Annotated in this window: 22 protein-coding genes; 13 read left to right on the forward strand and 9 right to left on the reverse strand. The window is 30.1% G+C overall.

From position 1 onward, the window contains the following. Positions 1-20: 20 nt before the first annotated feature. Complete coding sequence (gene pflB, locus NST87_RS05115; RefSeq protein WP_019468121.1) at positions 21-2270, reverse strand: formate C-acetyltransferase; 2250 nt, start codon at positions 2268-2270, stop codon at positions 21-23. 980 nt (positions 2271-3250) lie between these two features. On the opposite strand from pflB, the gene NST87_RS05120 reads away from it, so the two are divergent. Then, positions 3251-3448 carry a hypothetical protein gene (locus NST87_RS05120; RefSeq protein ID WP_019468122.1) on the forward strand — a complete coding sequence of 66 codons (198 nt, stop codon included), beginning with the start codon at positions 3251-3253 and terminating at the stop codon, positions 3446-3448. A 378-nt stretch (positions 3449-3826) separates the two neighbouring features. Here NST87_RS05120 and NST87_RS05125 read toward each other — a convergent pair whose 3' ends face one another. Further along, positions 3827-3955, reverse strand: coding sequence for a hypothetical protein (locus NST87_RS05125; RefSeq protein ID WP_019468123.1), 129 nt, complete (start codon positions 3953-3955; stop codon positions 3827-3829). 113 nt (positions 3956-4068) lie between these two features. Then, positions 4069-4920 carry a formyltetrahydrofolate deformylase gene (gene purU, locus NST87_RS05130; RefSeq protein WP_019468124.1) on the reverse strand — a complete coding sequence of 284 codons (852 nt, stop codon included), beginning with the start codon at positions 4918-4920 and terminating at the stop codon, positions 4069-4071. A gap of 413 nt (positions 4921-5333) precedes the next feature. On the opposite strand from purU, the gene xdrA reads away from it, so the two are divergent. The 6 genes from xdrA to yhaM all read left to right on the forward strand — a co-directional run bounded on the left by xdrA (position 5334) and on the right by yhaM (position 13286). Continuing rightward, a complete protein-coding gene (gene xdrA, locus NST87_RS05135) occupies positions 5334-5798 on the forward strand; it encodes an XRE family transcriptional regulator XdrA (RefSeq protein ID WP_019468125.1) in 465 nt (154 codons plus the stop codon). Between the two features lie 415 nt (positions 5799-6213). Further along, positions 6214-7344, forward strand: coding sequence for a DUF445 domain-containing protein (locus NST87_RS05140; RefSeq protein ID WP_019468126.1), 1131 nt, complete (start codon positions 6214-6216; stop codon positions 7342-7344). Positions 7345-7413: 69 nt separating this feature from the next. Further along, positions 7414-7758, forward strand: a complete 345-nt coding sequence (locus NST87_RS05145; protein ID WP_019468127.1) for a YlbF/YmcA family competence regulator — start codon at positions 7414-7416, stop codon at positions 7756-7758. Between the two features lie 467 nt (positions 7759-8225). Then, positions 8226-9410 (forward strand): metallophosphoesterase family protein, encoded by a 1185-nt coding sequence (locus tag NST87_RS05150; RefSeq protein WP_019468128.1) that lies wholly within the window; start codon positions 8226-8228, stop codon positions 9408-9410. A 1-nt stretch (position 9411) separates the two neighbouring features. Next, positions 9412-12345 carry an ATP-binding protein gene (locus NST87_RS05155; RefSeq protein WP_340721370.1) on the forward strand — a complete coding sequence of 978 codons (2934 nt, stop codon included), beginning with the start codon at positions 9412-9414 and terminating at the stop codon, positions 12343-12345. Beyond that, positions 12345-13286 carry a 3'-5' exoribonuclease YhaM gene (gene yhaM / locus NST87_RS05160; RefSeq protein ID WP_019468130.1) on the forward strand — a complete coding sequence of 314 codons (942 nt, stop codon included), beginning with the start codon at positions 12345-12347 and terminating at the stop codon, positions 13284-13286. The genes NST87_RS05155 and yhaM overlap by 1 nt, the downstream gene beginning before the upstream one ends. A 118-nt stretch (positions 13287-13404) precedes the next feature. Here yhaM and NST87_RS13780 read toward each other — a convergent pair. The 5 genes from NST87_RS13780 to NST87_RS05190 all read right to left on the reverse strand — a co-directional run bounded on the left by NST87_RS13780 (position 13405) and on the right by NST87_RS05190 (position 18168). Beyond that, positions 13405-14948, reverse strand: a protein-coding gene (locus NST87_RS13780; RefSeq protein WP_437129139.1) for an IS3 family transposase whose coding sequence is annotated in 2 segments (ribosomal slippage) — positions 13405-14271 and positions 14274-14948 — 1542 coding nt in all. Because the reading frame shifts where the segments join, the coding sequence is not laid out codon by codon here. A gap of 353 nt (positions 14949-15301) precedes the next feature. Then, the gene (gene prsA / locus NST87_RS05175; protein ID WP_019468046.1) at positions 15302-16294 is read right to left on the reverse strand and encodes a peptidylprolyl isomerase PrsA; all 993 of its coding nucleotides are present in this window, start codon (positions 16292-16294) and stop codon (positions 15302-15304) included. Between the two features lie 151 nt (positions 16295-16445). Next, entirely contained in the window at positions 16446-17012 is a 567-nt protein-coding gene (locus NST87_RS05180; protein ID WP_019468047.1) for a DUF3267 domain-containing protein, read from the reverse strand. Between the two features lie 281 nt (positions 17013-17293). Next, a complete protein-coding gene (locus tag NST87_RS05185; protein WP_019468048.1) occupies positions 17294-17665 on the reverse strand; it encodes a YtxH domain-containing protein in 372 nt (123 codons plus the stop codon). 77 nt (positions 17666-17742) lie between these two features. Next, entirely contained in the window at positions 17743-18168 is a 426-nt protein-coding gene (locus NST87_RS05190) for an HIT family protein (RefSeq protein WP_019468049.1), read from the reverse strand. Positions 18169-18295: 127 nt separating this feature from the next. Between NST87_RS05190 and ecsA the strand changes: the two genes are divergently transcribed. After that, positions 18296-19033: an ABC transporter ATP-binding protein EcsA gene (gene ecsA, locus NST87_RS05195; protein WP_019468050.1), complete on the forward strand. Its 738-nt coding sequence runs from the start codon at positions 18296-18298 to the stop codon at positions 19031-19033. Then, a complete protein-coding gene (ecsB, locus tag NST87_RS05200; protein ID WP_040030386.1) occupies positions 19030-20253 on the forward strand; it encodes an ABC transporter permease EcsB in 1224 nt (407 codons plus the stop codon). The genes ecsA and ecsB overlap by 4 nt, the downstream gene beginning before the upstream one ends. Before the next feature lie 53 nt (positions 20254-20306). Here the strand turns inward: ecsB and NST87_RS05205 are convergent, their stop codons facing one another. Next, positions 20307-20810: a hypothetical protein gene (locus NST87_RS05205; protein WP_019468052.1), complete on the reverse strand. Its 504-nt coding sequence runs from the start codon at positions 20808-20810 to the stop codon at positions 20307-20309. A 259-nt stretch (positions 20811-21069) separates the two neighbouring features. On the opposite strand from NST87_RS05205, the gene hemE reads away from it, so the two are divergent. The 4 genes from hemE to NST87_RS05225 all read left to right on the forward strand — a co-directional run bounded on the left by hemE (position 21070) and on the right by NST87_RS05225 (position 25222). Continuing rightward, positions 21070-22104 carry a uroporphyrinogen decarboxylase gene (hemE, locus tag NST87_RS05210; protein ID WP_019468053.1) on the forward strand — a complete coding sequence of 345 codons (1035 nt, stop codon included), beginning with the start codon at positions 21070-21072 and terminating at the stop codon, positions 22102-22104. An 83-nt stretch (positions 22105-22187) separates the two neighbouring features. Then, positions 22188-23111, forward strand: a complete 924-nt coding sequence (gene hemH, locus NST87_RS05215) for a ferrochelatase (protein WP_340721373.1) — start codon at positions 22188-22190, stop codon at positions 23109-23111. 17 nt (positions 23112-23128) lie between these two features. Beyond that, positions 23129-24523: a protoporphyrinogen oxidase gene (hemY, locus tag NST87_RS05220; protein WP_019468055.1), complete on the forward strand. Its 1395-nt coding sequence runs from the start codon at positions 23129-23131 to the stop codon at positions 24521-24523. 141 nt (positions 24524-24664) lie between these two features. Next, the gene (locus NST87_RS05225) at positions 24665-25222 is read left to right on the forward strand and encodes an alpha/beta hydrolase (protein ID WP_019468056.1); all 558 of its coding nucleotides are present in this window, start codon (positions 24665-24667) and stop codon (positions 25220-25222) included. The last annotated feature ends 51 nt before the right edge of the window (positions 25223-25273 follow it).

Consider the following 25273-nt stretch of genomic DNA (forward strand, 5'->3'; position numbering starts at 1 on the left):
TAGGCCACCTTAAATTCAAATTACATTTTTTCATGGAAAGTACGTGAAATAACATCTAATTGTTGTTCTCGTGTTAATTTAATAAAGTTAACGGCATAACCAGAAACACGAATCGTTAATTGTGGATATGCTTCTGGATGTTCCATTGCATCTAATAGTGTTTCTCTATTAAATACATTAATGTTTAAGTGATGTCCGTGTTGCATAGCATAGCCATCCAACATACTTGTGAGATTTTTACATTGATCATTACTTTCCTTGCCAAGTGATTTTGGAACGATGCTAAATGTGTTAGAAATACCATCTTTACAACAATCATAAGGTATTTTTGCTACGGTACTTAGTGAAGAAAGTGCGCCTTTTTGGTCGCGTCCATGCATAGGGTTTGCACCTGGTGCAAATGGTTCTCCAGCTTTACGTCCATCTGGTGTATTTCCAGTCTTCTTACCATATACAACATTTGATGTTATCGTTAATACACTCATTGTATGTTCTGAATTACGATAAGTTTTATGACTACGTAATTTTGTCATAAAGCGTTCTACAAGGTCAATTGCTAAATCATCGACACGTGCGTCATTATTGCCATATTTAGGGAAATCACCTTCAATTTCAAAATCTGTAACAATACCGTTTTCATCTCGAATAGGTTTTACTTTTGCATATTTGATTGCAGATAATGAATCTGCAGCAACAGAAAGACCAGCTATACCTGTAGCCATTGTTCTAATGATATTTGTATCGTGTAATGCCATTTCTATACGTTCATAGCTATATTTATCATGCATATAATGAATAATATTAAGTGAATTAATATATACTCCAGCTAACCAATCCATCATTTTATCAAATTTTTCAAATACTTCATCATATTCTAGGACTTCTGTTTTTATACTTTCATAAGCAGGCCCAACTTGTCGTCCTGATTTTTCATCTACTCCTCCATTAATCGCATATAATAATGTTTTTGCTAAATTAGCACGAGCACCAAAAAATTGCATTTGTTTACCAATTGTCATAGCAGATACACAACATGCAATACCATAATCATCACCATAAGATTCTCTCATTAAGTCATCATTTTCGTATTGAATTGCACTTGTTTTAATACTCATTTTTGCGCAATATGTTTTAAAATTGTCAGGTAGGCGAACTGACCATAATACTGTGAGATTTGGTTCGGGTGCTGGACCTAAATTATCTAGTGAATGTAAGAATCGGAATGAGTTTTTAGTTACTAATGCACGTCCATCAATACCTACACCACCGATAGATTCTGTTACCCAAGTAGGGTCACCAGAGAATAACTCATTATAGTCAGGTGTTCGAGCGAATTTTACGATACGTAATTTCATAATAAAGTGGTCTATGATTTCTTGCACTTCACGTTCTGTAATCAATCCATTGTTTAAATCTCTTTCAGCATAGATATCTAAAAATGTTGAAGTACGACCTAAGCTCATAGCTGCACCGTTTTGTTCTTTAATTGCGGCTAAATATGCTAAGTACAACCATTGTACTGCTTCTTTAAAGTTATAGGCTGGGCGACTTAAGTCAAATCCATAAATATTACCTAATGTTTTTAATTCATTTAATGCTCGGTATTGTTCAGACAATTCTTCGCGTAATCGGATGACATCTTCTGACATTTCTTTAGACATATTGTTGAAATCTTCCATTTTTTTCTGCATTAGGAAGTCTACACCATATAAAGCGATTCTGCGATAATCTCCAATAATACGTCCACGGCCGTACGCATCTGGAAGTCCAGTAATGATTCCAGCCTTTCTGCAATTTAACATCTCTTTAGAGTATGCATCGAATACTCCTTGGTTATGCGTTTTACGATAGTCAGTAAATATTTTTTCAGTTTCACTATTTAAATCATAACCATACGCTTCACAAGCTGCTTTGGCCATACGAATACCACCAAAAGGTTGCATCGAACGTTTGAATGGTTTATCGGTTTGGACACCTACTATGCTTTCTAATTCTTTATTTAGATAACCTGCCTCGTGAGAAGTGATGGTAGAAGGGATCTTTGTATCCATGTCCCACATACCACCGCGATCACGTTCTTCTTTAGACAATTGCATGACTTGCTCCCAAAGTTTAGTTGTTGCCTTTGTAGGACTTTCTAAAAATTGATCATCACCTTCGTACAATGTGTAATTTAGTTGAATAAATTCTCTTACATCTACATGATGTTGCCAGCGACCTTTTTTAAAATCATTCCATGCTGTGGATTGCATATTATTTTCTTTTAACATATCATTACCTCCAAAAGTATGTTATTTTTTTCACAATAATTATATCATTTGTTTTGTTAAAAAAATCACAAAGTTTTTGAATAATTTTAATCTAAAATGTGAAAGCTTTTGGAATCTGTATTAAAAAGTAATACACTTAAGGTGTGTTATAGGTCTGTTATAGCACAGTTTTAAAAGTGTATCTTTAGTTAAGATGTAATAGAAAAAGCTAAACATAGCAGTTTAGCAAATGTGTTTAATAATAAATGAGTAATTCATATGAGATTTTGAGTTTGTAAGAAGATAATCATTTAATTACATGGATCAAAAATAATAAATATAAATGATTAGATAAATAAAAAATAAAAAGAATTTTTAAAAAACTCTTTTATTTTCAAATTTTTCTGATAATGTTGTATCCAAGTTGCAATGATTTTGTAATATTGTTGTAACAAAATAGTAAGAGGTTTTTATTTATCATTACAGTAGAATCAGGAATAAGTAAAAGTATAGTAAGTATAATTATTGGAGCATTAATTATTTCATTACTGAGCATTTTTAATAATGCAGAAGCGTCTGAAAGTAAAGATAATGTAAAATTAAGTCAGCCTAACGAGAGCACATTGCAAATTAAAGAAAGTGACGGTGTTACAAGTACTCAAGATGACAACGGCGTAGTAACTTTAAAAGATTAAAATGGTAAAACTGAAGAGTTACCTACAGAAGCAAAAGATAAAGATGATAAAGACGTAGTATTAAAATACAAAGAAACAAAAGATGGATATGATATACAAGTTTTAGATAAGAATCAAAAAGAAGGATGGGCAAAATGTACTCTAGGCACAGCTGGTGGAACAGGCACTGGCGGACTAGGTGGAGCAGGAGTCGGTTCAGCGGTACCTGGAATTGGTACGGTTGCTGGTGGAATTGTAGGTGGCGTTTCTGGAGCTGCTACTGGAGCTGCTGCATCTTGTTTCTAAATAATTATTAGGAGAATTGATATGGAAAATTCTATATTTTGGTCTAAGAAATTCATACCAGTTTATTTCATAGTTGCATTTCTAAGCTTTGCTTTATTTAAGTTTTATATACAAACAGATAATTATTTAGTGTATATTCTTATAATTTTAGTACTTGGCTTAGGTATTGCATCATGCATATATAATTTTAAAAAAGATAATAATCAGCATTCTAATTAAACTTGATTTAGGCACTTATATTATTTTATAAGTGCTTTTATTTATAATGTGATAAGTTAGACGAATAAATTTAATCTCTTCTGTAGTTGAATTAACTTCATTACATTTGTCTTTCTAACGATAATAAGTTGATTTTGAAATATTAAATACTTTTAATACAAGTTTAACTGAATATCTCAATTTCAATGATTCAACGACTTGTATAATATTTTTGGCTCAACTTCCCTTCCAATTTCTTGTACTTTTTAAAACATCAATTTCAGCTTTTTGCCTCTGTTTTCTATTCTTAACTTTTCTTCATTATTTATTTATTCAATATTCTTACCATATGAATACTGTTTACCAACTTGTTGGTAGAATCTATGAGTTTTACCATTTTTACCAAGTTTTCACTTGTGCACTGTTCCTAATGTTTAATGTTTCCGTAATTTCGCTTGTACAGTAACCTTCAATTTTCATTTCTATAGCTTTATTTTTGATTTCTAATGAGTAAGCAACTCTTTTCATAGAAAAAACACCTCCGTATTTTTCATTTTAAATGAATTCAACGGAAGTGTTTTTATTTTATTCCCACAAATTGTGATCAGCGCAAAAAGCTATCTCAGGTTTTTTTATGAAGATTAATTAAAAACTATTGTCTTACTATTTGCAGTCACAATCACCTTATGGAGCACATGATATTCTACAGCTTGAGCTAACACACTTGATTCAACATGCCGACCAATTTTACGTAAATCTTGTACATTGTACCGATGATTAATTCGTATAACGTCTTGATCTATAATAGGGCCCTCATCCAAGTCAGAAGTAACATAATGACTTGTTGCTCCAACTAATTTGACACCGCGTTCCCATGCTTGTTTATAAGGATTTGCACCTATAAATGATGGTAGGAATGAGTGATGAATATTGATGATTTGGTTTGGATAGTGACTGACAAAATGATCGGATAGGATTTGCATATATTTTGCTAACACGATGAGTTCAACTTGATGTTCAGAACAAACATCTAGTATTTTTCTTTCCACGATTTCTTTATCTTCGTTGCTCGGTATGTAATAAAAAGGGATATGAAGCGTTTCTGCGAATTGTCTATTGTTTTCATGATTACTAACGATGCACACAATTTCGGCAGGCAATTCATTTCTGTTAACACGTAATAAAATTTCGTTGAAAGCATGATCTTCCTTAGAAACAAAAAGTGCTATTTTTGTATGTTGTTGATTATCAAAGAGTTTAAAATCTATTTGATGTGTTTGCAACGTTGTTTCTAAATCTTCTTTCAATGATGGTACATTTTCAAATTCTAATCTCAAGTATAATTGACCAGTAGCATTTGGTGAATGGTCATATTCTGTAAAATGATCTAAATGTAGAATATTAGAATCATATTGAGCAATTTTATTAGTGATTAATGAAGTAATACCGACTTTATCTGTACAAGTTGCAAGTAATATATATTTCTCTGTCATCTTTTACACCTCAATTATTAAAGTAACCCTGATTATAATGAAAATTCTGAAAAAAGTAAATAAATGATCATTTTCAATTATTTAAGGCAAAGTATATGCCAAAAGGGAAAAATTAAGATATAATAATGAATAGTGTTTTTATATCAAAAGAGTAATAAGTGAAAAATATAATCACATTTCACGCTTGTTATGCGCTTACAATAAAAGTGGTATAAGTGTTTAAGTTAATTATAGGATATAAGATTGATTATTTAGATAATTTCGCAAATAATAAAAAACAATGAAAATATCATTTCGCTCTTTTATTTTATCGCAAATTGTATTAAGATGTAATTTGTGTTTCAAGAAACGTGTATTATTGCAATTTCTTGTGTCCGGATAAAATATTCTTTTATGAAAGGTAGATTAAAGTAATGGATAGACAGAGTTTTACAGATTTAATTCAAACAAAATTTAAAATGGTGCGTATTGAGGCGGGGTACACGCAAGATACAATGGCACAAACGATTGGTCTTTCAAAAAAGACATTAGTACAAATTGAAAAAGAGAGAGTATTGCCTAACTGGACAACATGTGTGTCAATTTGTGCATTGTTTAGAGATTCTGATGTTCTAAATAGTACTTTTGGTTGCGACCCATTAGAAATGGTACAAACAATTTCACGTAACCATTGTGCGTATCCAAATCATTCTACAACTAGTGATATATATTGGAACACAGTTGATACTCGTAACGGCTATATTTTACAAAGCAATAAAGTAAGTGATATCTACCGTGTACTAAATCAGGAAACACAACCTATTTTTGGTACTTCTAAATTAAGAGAAGCTGAAACATATTTTGGTAGAGTTTCAAAAGAAGAATTAATGCACGTATAAATAAATGCATTTTGTGATAGAAGAATCATTATTTATAACATTAACTAATGAAGTTATGGCTTATATATTGAATGGTTTAGTCACTATAGTTTAATTGAAATCGGTCATGAACAAATGAACCGAACTTAATAGGTAAGTTGATTCAGTTTTTGACCCATGATAAAAAGAATACATCAGTGTAAGAGCGAACACGGGAAATCAAATGTTGATTGATTTCTAAATCGCTCTTTTTTTATTTCTGTATTTTTACTAATTCAAATTGAATGTACTCATAGTGATTGCTGCCAAGCAATTTTGTTTATGAAAAATAATAAATAGTATACACATTTTCTTGATATATGTTATACAATGTAAAAATGACTGATATGATTGTACCTTCAGTTTATAACAAATTTTATTTGAAGGAGAATTAATTATGCACGCTTTTTTAATAATTATAGCGATGATGATTATTGGAGCAATAATAGGTGGCGTCACAAATGTAATTGCTGTAAGAATGTTATTTCATCCGTTTAAAACTTATTATATTTTTAATAAACGAATTCCTTTTACACCTGGATTAATACCAAAAAGAAGAACAGAAATTGCAGATAAAATTGGACAAGTCATTGAAGAACACTTATTGACTGAAACGTTAATTAAGTCAAAATTAAATGCACCTAAATCAAGAGAAGCAATCGAATCACTAATCTTAAAACAGATCCAAAAATTAAAAGCAGATCATATGACGATTCGATCGTTAACGAAAAGTTTCGATGTTGATGTTGTACAGGTTACTAATGATAAAATGTATTCAGTTATCAATAATAAATTAGAACAATATTATGCTGAACATAAAGAAACCCCTATAAATCAACTGATTCCTTCAGATATTGAAGAGAATATTGATGCAAAGGTAGATGGAGTACCAGAATTATTGTTTGAACGTGCACGCGTCTATCTTAAATCAGAAAAAGGCGCTGCTGATATAGCATCAATGTTAGATACTTTCTTTAACGAGAAAGGTAAAATCGTAGGTTTGCTACAGATGTTTATGACTAGAGAAAGCATTGCAGATCGAATACAACATGAATTGATTAGATTAACTAATCATCCTAAAGCTAAAGCAATTGCAAAGCAGATTGTTGAAAATGAATACGCAACATTTAAATCAAAGACGCTAGCAGAAATCATCAATGAAGATCAATTTGACTCACTCAAGGTAACAGTTACTGATTTAGTTATGAACTATGCAAACATAGATAGTATATCGAATCGACCATTGAAAGAAGTAATGCCAGAATTTATAAAATTCTTAGAAACAAAAATTTCAAAACAACTCACAGAATTGATTATTGATAAAGGTTCTAAACATATTTCTCCAATTATGAAAAAAATCAACCTAAGACAAATGGTTGAAGAACAAATAAATTCATTTGATTTAGCATATATTGAACGCTTAATCATAGATATTGCAAATAAAGAGTTGAAATTAATTATGCTTTTAGGCTTTTTATTAGGCGGCATCATAGGCTTATTACAAGGTGTGATTGCAATTTTTGTATAACATATTAAATTATGTTATTGTAATATCGATGTGGTTATAACACATATACAAATAAAGGAGTGAAGCACAGTGGCAGTAAATTTATACGATCATGCAAATCAATTAGAACAAGCTTTAAGAGAAAGTGATGAATATCAAGCAATTCAAAAAGCTTATGCTAAAGTAAAAGAAAATGATGAATCAAAAGCACTTTTTGATGAATTCCGTGAAACACAATTAAACTTCCAACAAAAACAAATGCAAGGTGAAGAAATTGGTGAAGAGGAATTACAAAAAGCTCAAGAACAAGCACAAAAAATCGAAAATGATTCTAACATTTCAGAATTAATGGCTGCTGAGCAAAATATGAGCCAAGTATTCCAAGAAATTAATCAAATCATTGTTAAACCTTTAGATGAAATTTACGCTGACTAATTAATTAATCAGAATGTTTAATTTTAAAAGTAATCTAAAGTTTTTATAAAAATTTAAAATATTTAATGTGTTGCTATGTAAAAATTGATTTTCGAAATCAATGCATGGCCACAACCATAATTGAAAGAGATATATGAACTTTTATTCAAGCATATGTATGATAAACTCAATATATTGAGAAGTGATATACAAAAGAATTGATACTTATAAATGAGTTCTTTAATTGCTGGATAATCGTTCATTTTTTATTCGATGAACTATGGTTAATATTGAATTTAAAGCTGAGACATATATATTATGTTTCAGCTTTTTGTTTTATCGACTGTACAATAGTCGATGTGGTAAAATAAAGAGATACAAGGTATTAGTATGTACATAGGTATGAGTCAGATTTTTGAATTTCAAATTGAATGCCTAATTTTCATGCTTTTTATAAAAACCTTTAAATAAAGGAGAACTATAAGTATATGGTTAAATTTATTCATTGTGCAGATTTACATTTAGATAGTCCATTTAAGTCTAGAAGCTACTTAAGTCAATCGATATTTGAAGATATGCAAAAAAGCGCTTATGAAAGTTTCAAAAAAATTGTGGATTTAGCGTTAAATGAAGAAGTAGATTTTATGATTATAGCAGGTGATTTATTTGATAGTCATAATAGAACACTCCGTGCTGAAGTGTTCTTAAAAGAGCAATTTGAACGACTATCAAAAGAACAAATATTTGTTTATCTTTGTCATGGTAATCATGATCCGCTTTCTTCATCTATAGGTACTGAATGGCCAGAGAACGTTTCTGTTTTTTCTGAAAATGTAGAAACATATCAAACAATTACCAAAAATGGCGAAGAAATATATTTACATGGTTTCAGCTATCAAAATGAAGCGAGTTACGAAAATAAGCTTGATGCATACCCATCAAGCCAAGGCCAAAAAGGCATCCATATAGGTATATTACATGGTACATATAGCAAAACGAACACAAAAGACCGTTATACAGAATTTAGATTAGAAGATTTAAACAATAAACTTTATCATTATTGGGCACTTGGTCATATACACGAGCGTCAACAACTAAGTGATATGCCTCAAATTCATTATCCTGGTAATATTCAAGGTCGTCATTTCAAAGAAACTGGAGAAAAAGGCTGCCTATTAATAGAGGGAGATGATTTACATCTAAATGCTAAATTTGTGCCAACCCAGTTTATTCGATTTGAGAAAGCTGAAATAGATACAGACATGACTTCAAAACAAGGCTTATTTGACGCAATACAAAGCTTTAAATCACAAGTTAGAGCTGACGGTAAAGCAATTTATCAATTAGTAGTACATGTCAATTCAGACGAAATTATTTCTGATCAAGATTTAATGCAAGTACATGAAATGATCAGCGAATATGAAGAAAACGAGCATAATTTTGTGTTTATAGAAGATTTAAAAATAATGAATAAAGATGATGATAAAACGACCCTTGTTAAAGAATTTTCGCCAGATTTGATTGAAGATAATTCAGTTTATGAGCAAGCTATGAATGATTTATATCTTAATCCAAAAGCTTCCAAATACCTAGAAAATTATGATGATTTTGATCGTCGTGAATTAATTAAACGAGCTGAATTATTATTAAAATCAGATATGAGGGGGGAATAAAATGAAGATTAAATCATTAGATATATATGGTTATGGTAGATTTATTCAGAGAACTATTCAATTTGATGAACATTTCACAGAAATATATGGAGAAAATGAGTCAGGAAAGTCTACGATACAGGCATTTATACATTCTATCCTATTCGGTTTTCCAACTAAGAAAGAAAATGAACCACGATTAGAACCACGTTTAGGTAATCAATATGGTGGAAAACTTACATTGATTCAAGATGATGGTTCTTTGATAGAAATTGAGCGTATCAAAGGTGCGGCAACTGGAGATGTTAAAGTTTATCTACCAAATGGCGCCATTAAAGATGAAAGCTGGTTAAAAAAAGAACTTAATTTTATCTCAAAACGTACATACCAAGGTATATTTTCATTTGATATATTAGGTCTACAAAATATTCATAAAAACATGGATGAAACGCAATTACAAAACTATTTACTTCAAGCTGGTGCATTAGGATCAACAGAATTTACTAGCATGCGTGAAATTTTGAATGATAAAAAAGAAATATTATATAAGAAAAATGGTAGAAATCCAATGATTAATCAGCAGCTTGAAGAATTGAAGTCATTAGAGCGTCAAATTCGCGAAGAAGAAGAAAAGCTATCCTCTTATAAACGTTTAGTAGATGATAAAGATAAAGCTAATCGACGTTTAGAAAATTTGAAACAAAATTTAAATCAACTGTCTAAAATGCATGGTCGTAAACAAAAAGAATTAGCTTTACATGAACAAACACAAGAATGGAAAACACTAGAAACACAATTAAATATCGAACCTGTCACATTTCCTGAACAAGGTATCGATCGCTATGAATCTGCAAAAATTCAAACACAAAATTTAAAAAGAGATATTGGTTTAAGAGAAGAGCGTTTAGCACACTTAAAAAGTGAAAACGAAAAAATCAATGTCCCTAAGCAATCTGATATAGATGCTTTTAACCATATACAACAACAAGAAAATGAAATTAAACAAAAAGAATACGAATTAAAATCAGTTGAAAAAGAAATTCAAGATAAAGAACGTGAAAAATCCGGCTTAAAGTCTAATATTGGCTGGCAAGATGTGTACCATGAAGTAGACAGTTCAGATGCAATGAAAAGTCACGTAAGTAATCAAATTAAAAATAAACAAGAACAGACTGCTTTTATTCAACAATTAGAACGCAATATTGAAGAAAGTAAAATTGATAAAGAAACAAATCAAACTGAGATGGATGCATTAGAAAAAGATATTGTGTCTGATGAAAATTATGAAAAGAAAAAGCAATATAACAATCGTGTGTTTGAACTACAAGAGAAGAATAATTTATATCAAAAAATGAAAGAAGCATTTGATAAAGAACAACAAGAAAATGAACGTAAGCAGAATATCTTCCGATTTGCCTTAATTATATTAGCGGTTGTTGGTATTGGGTTAACAATCTTTTCATTTATTTCTGCTAATTTGGTCTTTGGTATTGTATTTGCAATACTATCTCTTATATTTATCGTAGGCATCTTCTTAGTTAAATCGAAAGAGATTGGACATAGTGAAACAATTTCTAATGAAATTGAAGATTTGCAACATCAAATAAATGATTTAGAAGCTAATTATAATTTGGATTTTGATTTAGATGATCAAAATAGGATTCGCGAACAATTTCATAATGCTATTAAAACGAAAGAAGCATTAGATAAAAAAGCAAATTATTTATCTTCTAATTTAGAAGCGGCTCAGCACCAATACTCAAAATCAGAAAATGAGATTAACCAAATTAAAGATGAATTACATTTATCTGATAAAATTTCAGACGAACTCATTATTGATAGTATTGCGACGATGAATAAAATTAAGGATTATGACAATCATACGGTTGAATTGAACGATCAAAAAATTGAGTTACAGCAAGCATTAGATACATTTTATGAACATGCAAAAGCAGTAACACAAAATCAATTTACGGCTTTTAACACGTTATCTTTATTTCATGATGTAAATCAATGGTTAAAAGAAGAAACAACGAATTTAGATAAATGGAATAGGAATCAAGAACAAATCGCTTTAATAGAAAGTGAATTATCACAGCTTAAACATCGTTTAAATGAGAACAGTAATGTGATTTCACAATTATTTAACTTTGTAAGTGCAAATGATGAAGAATCATTTTATTATCAACATGCACAATACCAAGCTTATCATCAACAATTAAATCGTTTTAATGATTTAACAAAATATCTGGAAAATCAAAATTATAATTACGAAGCTAGTTCTATGTTAAGTCAAAAAACATATGCACAATTATCTGAGGAAGACGAAGTGTTGGAAAGACAAGTAGATCATTATAATGACCAATATTTAGAAATGCAATCAGAAGTCAGTGATTTAAACGCTAAAATCACTGATATGGAAACAGATAAAACACTAGCGGATTTACGTCATAAGTTCCATATTTTGAAAAACAGAGTGAACGATGAAGCGAAAGATTGGGCAAGTCTCAGTTACTTACAATCTTTAGTGGAAGGACATATTAAACAAATTAAAGACAAGCGTTTACCACAAGTGATAAATGAAGCAACAGAAATCTTTGCACATTTGACAAATGGAAATTATGTACAAGTTACTTATGCGAATGAAGATTTAATGGTAAAACAAGTGAATGGTCAAATGTACGAACCAATTGAATTAAGCCAGTCTACTAAAGAAATACTCTATATCGCATTGCGTTTAAGTTTAATTAAAACATTAAAACCTTACTATCCATTCCCTGTAATTATTGATGATGCATTTGTACATTTTGATAAACATAGAAAAGAAACGATGATGAATTATCTAAGACAAATGCCTAATGATTATCAAATTTTATACTTTACATGTGTCAAAGATACAAGTGTGCCTTCAAAACAAATTATTACTTTGAATAAACCTGAGGAAGGCGGTAAATAATGAGAAATGTAGAAAAATTAAATCCTGGAGATTCAGTTGATCACTATTTCTTGATTCATAAAGCGACTCAAGGTGTGACTGCTCAAGGAAAAGACTATATGACGATATATCTTCAAGATAAAAGTGGAGACATCGAAGCCAAATTATGGACTGCTACTAAGGAAGATATGCGCGTGCTAGAACCAGAGAAAATTGTACACGTCATTGGTGATGTTATAAATTATCGTGGACGTAAACAGATGAAAATTAATAAAATTAAATTAGCATCAGATGAAGCTGATTTAAACATACATGATTTCGTAGATGGCGCGCCGCTGACACCAGAAGAAATCAGAGAAGAAGTCTCTCATTACATGTTAGAAATTGAGAATGCCAATTTACAACGTATTACAAGACATTTATTGCGCAAATATCAAACGGAATTTTTTACATTCCCAGCAGCAAGTACACATCATCATAATTTTTCAAGTGGGCTAAGTTATCACGTATTAACTATGTTACGTGTCGCAAAATCTATTTGTGATATATATCCACTGTTAAACCGTAGCTTGTTGTATAGTTCTATCATTTTACATGATCTTGGTAAAGTTAAAGAATTGAGTGGTCCTGTTGCAACAACATATACAGTTGAAGGCAATTTGTTAGGCCATATTTCTATAGCAAGTGATGAAGTAGCAGATGCTGCTCGTGAATTAAAAATAGAAGGTGAAGAGGTATTATTACTACGTCATATGATATTAGCGCATCATGGTAAAATGGAATTTGGCTCTCCAAAACTACCTCATATGAAAGAAGCGGAAATTTTATTTTTCATCGACAATATTGATGCAAAAATGAATATGTTTGAAAAAGCATATAAAAAAACACCAAAAGGTCAATTTACTGAACGTATATTTGGACTTGAGGGTAGACAATTTTACAATCCAACATCATTGGATTAAACAAAAAACTAATATACGTTTAAAAAATAAATTCTTAAAAAGGACTAATCCAATTTTGTGAACTGCACCCTGTCAAGTAGACAGTGAAAAAAACAAAATGTTTATGGCTACCTTATATTTACGATATAAGGGTAGCCATTTTTAATGTTATTCTTTCTTGATTAAAAAATTCTATATATGAATTAATTGCTTTTATTGCTGTAGCCTTGTCTTTAAAAATCACTTTTTTTCTTCCTCTAAACAATTCACTTTTAATAGTTCCCCATACACCTTCCATAGGTCCATTATCTATGCAACATCCTGGTCGTGACATACTTTGTTTTATACCAAGTTGCTCTAACGTAACTTTAAATAATCTGCTTGTATATTGATATCCTCTGTCGCTATGTAAGAGTATACCTTCGGTATTCGGCACAAGTTTGACTGCTTTTTTGAGCGTATCTAATACAAATTTATTGTTATTTGAGGTACTTAATTTATGACTGATAATCTGTTTGCTGCCTAAGTCATAAATAGCACTTAAGTAAAGTTTTTTACCATTGCTTAGTTTGAATTCTGTAACGTCAGTTAACCATTTTTTATTTGGGATTTGTTCTTCAAATTTTCTATTTAATATATTATGTGCTGTAATTTCAGGTGTTGTTTTAATATATCGTTTTCTTTTAGGGCGGATAGTAGATTTTAGATTCAGTTGATTCATCAATCTATAGACACGTTTATGATTTACTTTTTGATGTAGTTTAAGTCTTAAATATATGTATATACGACGATATCCATATATGCCTTTGTATTTATTGTAGATATCAACGATATCTTTGATCAATTTTTGGTTTTCAATTTCTTTATTTGATGGTTTGCGATGTAACCATTTATAGTAACTTGAACGTGATATCTTTAATACTGAACATAACCAAGCTATCGGATAAAGGTTTTTAAATGCTTTTACCGTTTGGTATGATGCTTTTTGTCTGATGCCTGTTTCATCAACTTCCTTTCTATTTCTTCTTCCTTTTTTAAAACGTCATTTTCCATTTGAAGAAATTTATTTTTCTCTTTAAGTATCTTAATTTCAGCTTTTAATGCCTCTTCAGGTGTTAATACAGACTGGGGTTTCCCTTTTCCACGTCCATCTTTAAGCCCATCATATCCATGCAAGTTGTACTTTTTTACCCAGTTATATACTTGGCTATAATTGATGTTAAAATGATTTGCTGTTGTCTTATACGATTGGCCATGATTCATATAATAATCAACGATTTCTACACGATCTTCAAATGTTAATGATTTATATTTCAATTGATACACCTCGGGTTTTGGAGAATATGTTTTTAATATTTTACCCGACAAATACTTTGAAATCCATTTGTTTACAGTTGAAGTAGTGGGGATATTATATTTAACTACTAAATCAGTTAAAGATAGGCCATCATTTATATATTCGTGCACAACTTTAAGCTTAAATTCATTTGAGTAGGTATTATTTCTCTGAATTGGTAAAAGCACCTTTATTCCATGCTTCTTAAATTTATAATAGTTAATCAATAATGTTCTAGGAGAACAATTTAAATTTAATTTTTGAATTACATTTTTCATACTATATCCTTCTTCATATAAGCTGAAAGCTTTTTGATAAGTTTCAGGTGATAATTTTCTATGAGTCATAAAAAAGCTCCCTTCAAAGTTTACATTTTTAAGTGTCTACTTTGAAGGGAGCATATCATTTGCATGGACTAGTCCTTTTTATATGTGAACTCATTCGGTTTTGACCGTGAAAACTTATATGTAATATATTGTAGTAGAGTAGGGATGCGTCAGTAGTTTTTATTCATGGGATAATTTGACTTAGTGTGAGTAGTTTGAACAAGTATTTATCATATGTTGTATATTAATATAAAAAATAAAATACTATCGCTTATGCCCCTAATAAAGAAATATAAGTTCGTTTCATTGATAAAAAAATAAAGCAAATGCTATTAATAATAGCATTTGCTTTATTTAAGTTTTGAGATATGATTTTATTGTCCAGAGGTCATACCAGCTCCACCTTGTTGCATCGCTTGCTGTTGTTGTTGCTGCTGTTGTTGTTGTTTGATTTTATCTGGATCTAGAATGGAATCTTCGATAGCTTTTTTGATATCTCGATCTTTATAATCTACTTTGTATTCATCTAATAATTCTTTATAAGCGTCAGTTAATAATTTAGGACTCTTTTGTACTTTTTGTTGGATTAATTGTGATTTTAGCTTACCTTTTTCTTTATCAAAGTCATTTTCTTTATCTGCTTTAATAATATGATAACCATAATCCGTTTTAACTACTTTTGAAACGTCACCTTCTTTAAGTTTGAATAGTGCTTTTTCAAAATCTTTTTCCATTTGTCCTTTGATAACATAGCCTAAACTACCATCTTTTTTAGCTGAAGATTTATCCATGGATTCTTTTTTGGCAATTTCTCCAAACTTATCAGGATTTTCTGATACTTGTTTTTGGATTTTTTCTGCTTTTGCCTTCGCATCTTTATCTGATAAACCTTCTTTGTCATCTTTATTCTCTTTAACTTTAATTAAGATATGTGAACCTTTTTTCGTAGATTCTTTGATTTCTTTATCAGAGATATCTACTTTATCATTTAGTAGTGCTTTTTGATAAGATTGTAATTTTTTCTGCTCTTTATAGTCACTAAGTGACATTTTTTGTTGTTTCAACATACTTTCAAATTGATCTTTACCACCATATTGCTTCTGTTCTTTCTCAACCTCTTTATCAATATCTTTAGTATCTATTTTATCTTTATACTTATCTGCTAACAATTTGTTTAATAAAATTGAAAAAGATGTATTTGCAACTTGCTCATCGCCCATTTTATTCATTACATCTTCAACCTTAACATCGCCAGCTTTTGATGAAATGATTGTATCTTCTTTAGAATCTGTAGCACTATTACCACAAGCACCTAATAGTAATGCACTGGCAGTAACAGGAATTATAACTTTTTTAAATGTTTTCATGTTTGGGAACTCCTTTTGTAAGAATAACAACGTAAATATAACATATAAAGTCGTTTTCACCAATTAGAAACCTAATATATACGACTATAGTTGTAAGCTTTTTAAGTAAAAAAGAATGCATTAAATAAAAAAAGCAAACATTGCTGTTTGCTTAATCAAGTTCATTATTCAAATTTGAGGATACTTTATTTAAAATATTAATACCTGTTTGATGTTCTTCAACATAAGCCCCTTCATTTGAAAATAATATAATTTTTAAATAAAGAAAATCCATAACTGAATAGCCTAAATTTAAAGCAATTAAAAACATTAAATAATGACCATATTGCGGAATTAAAGTACTTACATAAGCACAGATAATTGTAATAAATAAAGCAGGCGTGATTAAATCAAAACAAAAGTAATATTTATTAACAGGTGTATTTACGTACACATTATAAAATGGCACAGGTTTACGTTTTACTAATTTATATTTTTTAAATGATTTACGATAGGGATAGAAAAATAATAAATGGATTGATTTATGTAATGGATACAAAAGTACCACTAAAATTAAAAATATCAAAAAGTGATCATCTGTTAACTTGGTATTTGAAAAGAAGTATAATAGTTCGTATGCAATTAAAAAAGTAATAATTGTAGTAGCAAAACTAAGGAAAGCAATTCTAGGTATGCCAAAACGAGCGTTAATATCTATTTGACGTGTACATAAATACATTACGCAATCATACTCCTTTTAAAATATATTGAATATACTTTCGTATTATCTAACGTATTAATGCAATCGTCAAGTTTAACTTCATGCTAATTTTAGAGATTGAATGATTATTTAGGAAAACACACTTGTTGAACGTTATTGTTCTTGAGCAAAGAAATTTATAAGACTATAAATTAGTTCTGAATTAGTATTATTTCAAATGTTTAAAAAATCTATTGTAAAAAATAAAAGAGTTATAACTCTTTTAAAAACTAAGTCATAACTCTTATTTAACAAACTTATTATTTATCTTTTTCAAACGCTTTTGAAATTTCTTCGCCACGATTTTGTAAATTCTCAATATGAGATTGCAAATTTTCAATATTAGGATCGATATCAGATTTAAAATCGCCAATCATCGTTTTTACTTCGTCACCGATAGTGCTTCCAATTTCAGTACTTTCGGATTTGATTTGAGCAATGTAATTTACAATATCATTGACGTTTTGTTTTATTGTATTGATTTCTCTATCAAATTCAGATTCAGCACCTGTAGGTTTACGCGCTTCTGTCACGTATTGGCTTGAATTTTTCTTATCACGATTCATTAATGCAACACCAATTCCAGTTGCAACACCAGCACCAAGACCTAGTAATAATTGAGCTGTTTTCATAAAAATTCTCCTCATTTCTAAAATTTCTGAGCCATTAATAATTTTAATATACCCTATATCATATCAGCTATGCATAATTAATTAAATTGAGCTGCAATTTCTTCTGCAATTTTTTTCTTCTGATCATCGTCTATACTTTCTTCATGTGTTTCCCATTTATAACCAAAACCATCTACTTCATTTTCATATCTTGGTAATAAGTGAAAATGTAAATGGAAGACAGATTGATCGGCAAATTCACCATTATTTTGTATAATATTTAGACCATCAGGGTTAAATGCGTTTTTAATTGCGTTTGCTACTTTAGGTAAAGCAACGCCTATATGTTTCATTGTTTCACTATCTGTTTCAAAGATATTTGCAGAGATTTTTTTAGGAACTAATAAAGTATGACCCTTAGTCACTTGAGAGATGTCTAAAAATGCATAAACAAATTCATCTTCATATACTTTATAACTAGGAATCTCACCATTGATTATTTTACTAAAGATTGTTTCGGACATAAATCTTCACTCCTTGTCAGATATTTAATAACCATTATAGCATTACTGATTAATTTCCGTCATTTTTTGCAGTAAGTTTATGAACAATGTTTGATTTTTGATACAATACTATTTGTGGAGGTGCCTTATGACAGTAAAAGTAGAGCATTTAACAGGTGGATATGGCAAAAGACCTGTGATTAAAGATATAAATTTTGAATTGAAAAAAGGAGAAATTGTTGGTTTGATAGGATTGAATGGTGCTGGAAAGAGTACTACTATTAAACATATGTTAGGTTTATTAACGCCGATGGAAGGGCAGTTAACAATTTCAGATATTAATATCAAAAAAGATGTAGAAACTTATAGACGAAAATTATCATATATTCCAGAAGCACCAGTGATATACGATGAATTAACGTTGCAAGAACATATTAACATGACTGCAATGGCGTATAATATTGATAAAGAAGAAGCTATGAAAAGAGCAAATCCATTATTAAAAACATTTAGGTTAGAAAATGAGTTAGATATATTTCCGAGTCATTTTTCTAAAGGTATGAAACAAAAAGTAATGATTATTTGTGCATTTATTGTGGATCCAGAACTATATATCATTGATGAACCATTTTTAGGTTTAGATCCTTTAGGTATTCAATCTATGCTTGATTTAATGGTTGAAAAAAAAGAAGAAAATAGAACTGTATTGATGAGTACACATATTTTGGCAACTGCTGAAAAATATTGTGACAGATTTTTAATAATGGACAAAGGTCAAATCGTGGCATTCGGTAATATAGATGAATTAAGGGAACAAACTGGATTAAATGGTAAAACCTTAGATGAAATATATATATATGTTACCCAAGGTGGCCAGAACTCATGAGACAGGAAGCTAAACAATTATTTGATGTAAGAAAAAAAGAAATCACAAAGGAGAAAAGTTATTATAATAAATTTATATTTAATGGTCATTTTTCCGTATTTCTTGTGATTTTATTAGGTGCATTTATTTTGGGCTATGGAGATTGGTTGAAATCAATACCTAAACATATTAATTATGCCTTAATTGCAAGTATAATCACTGCCATTACTTCTATGTTTCCAATTAGGACTCTATTGAAAGATGCAGATAAATTATTTCTATTGCCGTTTGAAAATCATATGTCTGAATATATGAAAAAGAGTTTGATGTATAGTTATGTTACTAGATTACCTATACAAATATTATTAATTATTATATTATTTCCATTATTTTATGTGCTTAATAACAAAACGTTTGGCTTTTATATTATCTTTGCTGGACTAGCAATTATATGCCCACTCTTAGGTTTATTATTGAAATGGCAATGGTATAAATTTAGACTTGAACGCTGGTCATTATTTAGCATTTTGTTTGTAATATTTACATCTGGTTATTATGTAGCTTTAGATCCTAAAAATATTTCAAGTATTTTTTCAGTTATTATACTTGTTGCATTGACACTGTTAATAAAACATTTAAACAAAGACTATTTGTTCCCATGGGAGCATATGATTAATACAGAACAACAACATCATATGAATTATTATAAATTTGTAAATATGTTTACAGATGTAAAACAATTAGAAGAGAAAGCAGTAAGGAGAAGCTATTTAGATCCGTTATTGTGGAAACCAAAACCTAAAAAATTTAATGACAACTATATGTATCTTTATTTATTTATTAGAAGTTTTGCTAGAGGTAAAGACGCATTTAATATTATATTACGCTTGATAATTATAGCCTTAGTTATGATGATATGGTTACATCAAGTTATCGTAATTTTATTAATTGGTAGCCTGTTTATGTATATAATTTTGTTACAAATGGCTCAATTTTATACACAACAAGCATATGGTTTATGGCCTCAAGTGTGGCCGGTATCTGATAGTAAGGTGATAAAAGGGTATGAACAATTTTTAAATAGATTAATGTGTTTTATAGGCGTGATATTTATTGTTACTTTTGCTATTGTTCTCCCACAATATAGTTTATTTGGATTGATATTCTTTCTTGTAGGATGGTTGACGATTAGAAATATAACTAAAAAACTGAAATATCAAGAAAGTTTGCTAACAGATTAAAAAATCGCTACTCAAGTTTTAGCTTAGTGCTAATTTTGAGTAGCGATTTTTAATTAATAATCATCAATTGGGAATAAATATCTTTCAAAGTAACTAGAATGTTGACCACTAGAACCAAAGAATTGACTTAGTGCAAGTTTATCAAAGTTGTCTTGGAAAACGGCAGAGGCTTTGAAATCCTCATAGTCTGTACGACTATTAAAGCCAAAATAAATTTTGTATGTTAATCCTTGATTTGGTTTTAAAAAACGGTAACTTCTGTAACCAGCAAATTGTTTAAAATCAGTTGTTACATTTTCTAATTTCTTTTCTAATTGATAAGCATGATCTTCTGATGTTGGTATGAAAATAACAGAATAGAAGTAATTTTCATCTAAATTCCCTTCAGATTTAATGATGTCATAAGCTAACGGATGTTTTAAAACAGTTTCACCTTCTGTTTCTTCTATAATGACTGAAGAGTCAGAAGCTGAAAATTGTAATAGATTATGTGTCGGATTATTCAGTTTAATTTGATTCAAATAACCAAATGTACCGTAAGATGCGTATATTTTCATAAATTTTCCCCCTTGAATTGTTTAAGAAACATTGGATAACTATTATAATTTACTATATATACTTCTAATATTTCAAATAAATGTAAAATAGACTTTAACAGTATTATAATTGATTTCTGCTAGAAAACAATAGTCAAATAATTAAGATCATAAAGTGACACACTTTGTCATTTTTATGACATTTCTATACATTGAATACGGTAAATTAATGGATATGGTAATATTAATAAGAATGATTATAATGTAGGAGGATTACAAGGTGCATAATAAAAATAATACAATCCTAGATATGATTAAGGGCAAAGAAGTTAAACACACACCTGTGTGGTTTATGCGTCAAGCTGGTAGATCACAGCCTGAATATAGAAAATTGAAAGAGCAATACTCTTTATTTGAAATTACACATCAACCAGAATTGTGTGCATATGTGACACATTTACCAGTAGATAACTATAATACGGATGCCGCGGTTTTATATAAAGACATCATGACACCGTTGCAACCGATAGGCGTTGATGTAGAAATTAAGTCTGGGATAGGTCCAGTAATTCATAATCCGATTAAAACTATTCAAGATGTTGAAAGATTAGGGAAAATTGATCCGAAACGGGACGTTCCATATGTATTAGATACAATAAAATTATTAACTGAAGAAAAATTAAATGTGCCATTGATAGGTTTTACAGGTGCGCCATTTACATTAGCAAGCTATATGATTGAAGGTGGTCCTTCTAAGAATTATAATTTTACAAAGGCGATGATGTATAGTGATGAAGCAACATGGTTCGCACTTATGGATCATTTAGTTGATATGTCCATCACTTACACGACTGCCCAAATAGAAGCTGGTGCAGAAATTATTCAAGTATTTGATTCTTGGGTTGGTGCATTAAACGTCCATGATTATAGATATTATATAAAGCCAGCAATGAAAAAGTTGATTAATGGAATTAAAGCGAAACATGATGTGCCAGTTATTTTATTTGGTGTCGGTGCAAGTCATTTAGTACATGAATGGAATGATTTACCAATAGATGTATTAGGTTTAGATTGGAGACTATCCATTAAGGAAGCAAATGATTTAAATATAACTAAAACATTACAAGGAAATTTAGACCCTTCTTTACTATTAGCACCTTGGGAAGTTATAGAAGCAAGATTAAAACCTATTTTAGATCAAGGTTTAGCTCATGGCAAACATATATTTAATTTAGGTCATGGTGTTTTTCCACAAGTTAAACCTGAAACTTTAAAAAGAATTACTACATTTGTTCACGAATATACACAAAGATAGTTAGACATAAACATAGTGAGCAAGATTTACAATTAATTATGTCATCTACATCTAAAAAATTTAAATAAAAGGATGATTTTAAAATGGCAAAAACAGTAGGCTTATTAGTAATGGCTTATGGTACACCTTATAAAGAAAGTGATATAGAAGCTTATTACACAGATATTAGACATGGAAAAAAACCTACAGAAGCAGAATTGCAAGATTTAAAAGATAGATATAAATTTATTGGTGGTTTATCACCACTCGCAGGCACTACGAATCGACAAGCTGAAGCTTTATGTTCAGAGCTGAATAACCAGTATACAGATGTTAATTTCAAGTTATATATAGGCTTGAAACATATTCATCCATTTATTGAAGATGCTGTAAAAGCTATGCACAAAGAAGGCATAGAAGAAGCGGTGACTGTAGTACTCGCACCACATTATTCTAGTTTTTCAGTGGGCTCTTATAACAAACGTGCACAAGAAGAAGCAGATAAATATGGTATTACTTTAAAACATGTTGAACATTATTATCAACAACCTAAATTTATCCAATATTGGACTGAAAAGGTAAATGAAACTTTAGAGCAAATACCAAAAGAGGAACATGATGAAACAGTTTTAGTTGTATCAGCACACAGTTTACCAAAAGGTCTTATCGAAAAAAATAACGACCCATATCCAAACGAATTGCATGATACTGCTGAATTATTAAAAGCTAAATCGAACATCATTCATGTAGCTGAAGGATGGCAATCGGAAGGTAATACAGGTACACCTTGGTTAGGACCTGATGTTCAAGATTTAACAAGAAATTTATACGAAAAATATAATTATAAAAATTTTATTTATACACCTGTAGGCTTTGTATGTGAACATTTGGAAGTATTATACGATAATGATTATGAATGTAAGATAATTTGTGATGAATTAGGAATCAATTACTTCCGTCCAGCAATGCCTAATACAGATCTACTATTTATTGGTGCAATCGTTGATGAGATAAAAAATGTTTGTTAAAGGAAGCGTGAATTACATTGACTAAGCGTATCGCAATTATTGGGGCAGGCATCACTGGTCTATCTAGTGCTTATTTTATAAAATCTAAACGACCTGATATCGATGTCACAATTTATGAATCTTCTAATAGAGTAGGCGGGAAAATTCAAACATACCGAAATGAAGGTTATACCATTGAATTAGGTCCAGAATCCTATTTAGGGCGCAAACAAATTATGACAGACATAGCCAAAGACATAGGGCTTGAAGATCAACTTATTACTAATAAAACTGGGCAATCGTATATATATGCTAAAAACAAGCTCTATCCGATTCCTGGGGGGTCTATATTAGGAATACCGACAGACATCAAACCATTTCTAAAAACCAAATTAATTTCTCCGTTGGGGAAATTAAGAGCTGGAATGGATTTGTTTAAAAAAACAGTAGACATGAATAGCGATATGTCGGTAGGTGAATTTTTTAGAACACGATTAGGTGACGAAGTGTTAGAAAACCTAATAGAACCATTAATGGGTGGTATTTATGGTACAAATATCGATGAGCTTAGTTTAATGAGTACTTTTCCTGAATTTAAAGAGAGAGAAGAACAATTTGGAAGCCTTATTAAAGGAATGCGATATGAGAAAGCGCAAAGAATCAAACAACGTGAACTTTATCCTGGTGCACCTAAGGGACAATTTAAACAGTTTAGACATGGATTGAGTTCATTTATAGAACATTTAAAAGATGATTTGGTAGCAAAAGGTGTTAATATTAAGTATCAAACTGCAGTTCGCGATATTACTGCTTCACAGAAAAAATATGTAATAAAAACAGATAATGAAAAGCATATTCATGACAGTGTTCTAGTTACAACGCCACATCAAAAATTCTTACAATGGTTTGGTAATGATCCTGCTTTCGATTATTTTAAAAACATGGATTCTACTACAGTAGCAACAGTTGTACTTGCATTTGACGAAGCAAATATCATCAATAACTATGATGGCACAGGATTCGTTATTGCTCGTACAAGTGATACCAATATTACAGCTTGTACATGGACAAGTAAGAAATGGCCATTTACAACACCTGAAGGTAAAGCGTTAATTAGAGCTTATGTTGGTAAACCAGGTGACACTGTAGTTGACGATCACACAGACGAAGAAATCGTGAAAATTGTGAAAAAAGATTTAAGTAAAATGATGACCTTTAAAGGCGCACCTGATTTTAGTATTGTAAATCGATTACCAAAAAGTATGCCGCAATATCAAGTAGGACATATTGAACAAATTAAAGCGATACAATCACATATTAGAAATAATTATCCTAAATTACGTATTACAGGTGCATCATTTGAAGCTGTAGGGTTACCAGATTGTATAAAACAAGGTAAAGATGCAGTGGAAGAGATTTTAAATGAAATTTAAATAAATAATAAAAAGTCATTTTCTACTTGATAATTTTTAATTATTGTAGAATTGACTTTTTTTATTAAGATGAGAATTACAATACGTGTGAAATTTATGAGATACTTTAATAGTAATATTTGTAAAGTGGGGGATTGATTTATGACAGATATAGTAATAGTACATTCGAAGTTAGGTGATTCAACGAATCACTGGTATGAATGGTTAGCAAATAATCTTACCTTGGAAGGTTATGTAGTTACACTTTTTAATATTCCGGAAGAACAAAATAGTGATATACGTAAATGGATCAATGTTATGAATGAACAAATTCATATCCGTAAACAAGATACTTATTTTGTAACTCATGGTTTAGGTACAATTGCATCACTTGAATTTATTCAAAGTAAAGACCTAAGCAATATTGAAGGCTTATTTAGTATTTCAGGATTTAAAGAGGATGCACAAGAGATTGATGAGTCGTTAAAATTAGATGATAAAATCATCGACTATGATAAAGTTAAAGAAAAAGTGAATGAATTTTATGGTTTATGTGCAAAGGATGATAAACATGTTTCTTACAAAGAAACAAAGCGTTTAATGGACGCGTTAGATGGCAAGTGTAAAGTCACTGATTTTGGTGGACACTTCATGGAAGATGATGGTTTCACAACATTTACAAACTTGCAAAGTAAAATGATGGGTATCATGAGTAAGTAGATTGGATATTTATAAACATCGCGCATAAAGTAAGACAATAATTTCTATAAT

The sequence above is a fragment of the Staphylococcus sp. FSL W8-0271 genome, from assembly GCF_038006605.1.
In the GTDB taxonomy this organism is placed as follows: domain Bacteria; phylum Bacillota; class Bacilli; order Staphylococcales; family Staphylococcaceae; genus Staphylococcus; species Staphylococcus cohnii.

What these genes read in the sequence shown, in the direction of transcription:
- NST87_RS05150 (WP_019468128.1), top strand. Translation starts at nt 8,226, where the DNA reads ATGGTTAAATTTATTCATTGTGCAGATTTACATTTAGATAGTCCATTT.
- NST87_RS05225 (WP_019468056.1), top strand. Translation starts at nt 24,665, where the DNA reads ATGACAGATATAGTAATAGTACATTCGAAGTTAGGTGATTCAACGAAT.
- NST87_RS05180 (WP_019468047.1), bottom strand. Translation starts at nt 17,012, where the DNA reads ATGTATTTATGTACACGTCAAATAGATATTAACGCTCGTTTTGGCATA.
- NST87_RS05190 (WP_019468049.1), bottom strand. Translation starts at nt 18,168, where the DNA reads ATGTCCGAAACAATCTTTAGTAAAATAATCAATGGTGAGATTCCTAGT.
- NST87_RS05155 (WP_340721370.1), top strand. Translation starts at nt 9,412, where the DNA reads ATGAAGATTAAATCATTAGATATATATGGTTATGGTAGATTTATTCAG.
- NST87_RS05185 (WP_019468048.1), bottom strand. Translation starts at nt 17,665, where the DNA reads ATGAAAACAGCTCAATTATTACTAGGTCTTGGTGCTGGTGTTGCAACT.
- NST87_RS05120 (WP_019468122.1), top strand. Translation starts at nt 3,251, where the DNA reads ATGGAAAATTCTATATTTTGGTCTAAGAAATTCATACCAGTTTATTTC.
- prsA (WP_019468046.1), bottom strand. Translation starts at nt 16,294, where the DNA reads ATGAAAACATTTAAAAAAGTTATAATTCCTGTTACTGCCAGTGCATTA.
- ecsA (WP_019468050.1), top strand. Translation starts at nt 18,296, where the DNA reads ATGACAGTAAAAGTAGAGCATTTAACAGGTGGATATGGCAAAAGACCT.
- hemH (WP_340721373.1), top strand. Translation starts at nt 22,188, where the DNA reads ATGGCAAAAACAGTAGGCTTATTAGTAATGGCTTATGGTACACCTTAT.
- xdrA (WP_019468125.1), top strand. Translation starts at nt 5,334, where the DNA reads ATGGATAGACAGAGTTTTACAGATTTAATTCAAACAAAATTTAAAATG.
- NST87_RS05205 (WP_019468052.1), bottom strand. Translation starts at nt 20,810, where the DNA reads ATGAAAATATACGCATCTTACGGTACATTTGGTTATTTGAATCAAATT.
- NST87_RS05140 (WP_019468126.1), top strand. Translation starts at nt 6,214, where the DNA reads ATGCACGCTTTTTTAATAATTATAGCGATGATGATTATTGGAGCAATA.
- ecsB (WP_040030386.1), top strand. Translation starts at nt 19,030, where the DNA reads ATGAGACAGGAAGCTAAACAATTATTTGATGTAAGAAAAAAAGAAATC.
- pflB (WP_019468121.1), bottom strand. Translation starts at nt 2,270, where the DNA reads ATGTTAAAAGAAAATAATATGCAATCCACAGCATGGAATGATTTTAAA.
- yhaM (WP_019468130.1), top strand. Translation starts at nt 12,345, where the DNA reads ATGAGAAATGTAGAAAAATTAAATCCTGGAGATTCAGTTGATCACTAT.
- purU (WP_019468124.1), bottom strand. Translation starts at nt 4,920, where the DNA reads ATGACAGAGAAATATATATTACTTGCAACTTGTACAGATAAAGTCGGT.
- NST87_RS05125 (WP_019468123.1), bottom strand. Translation starts at nt 3,955, where the DNA reads ATGAAAAGAGTTGCTTACTCATTAGAAATCAAAAATAAAGCTATAGAA.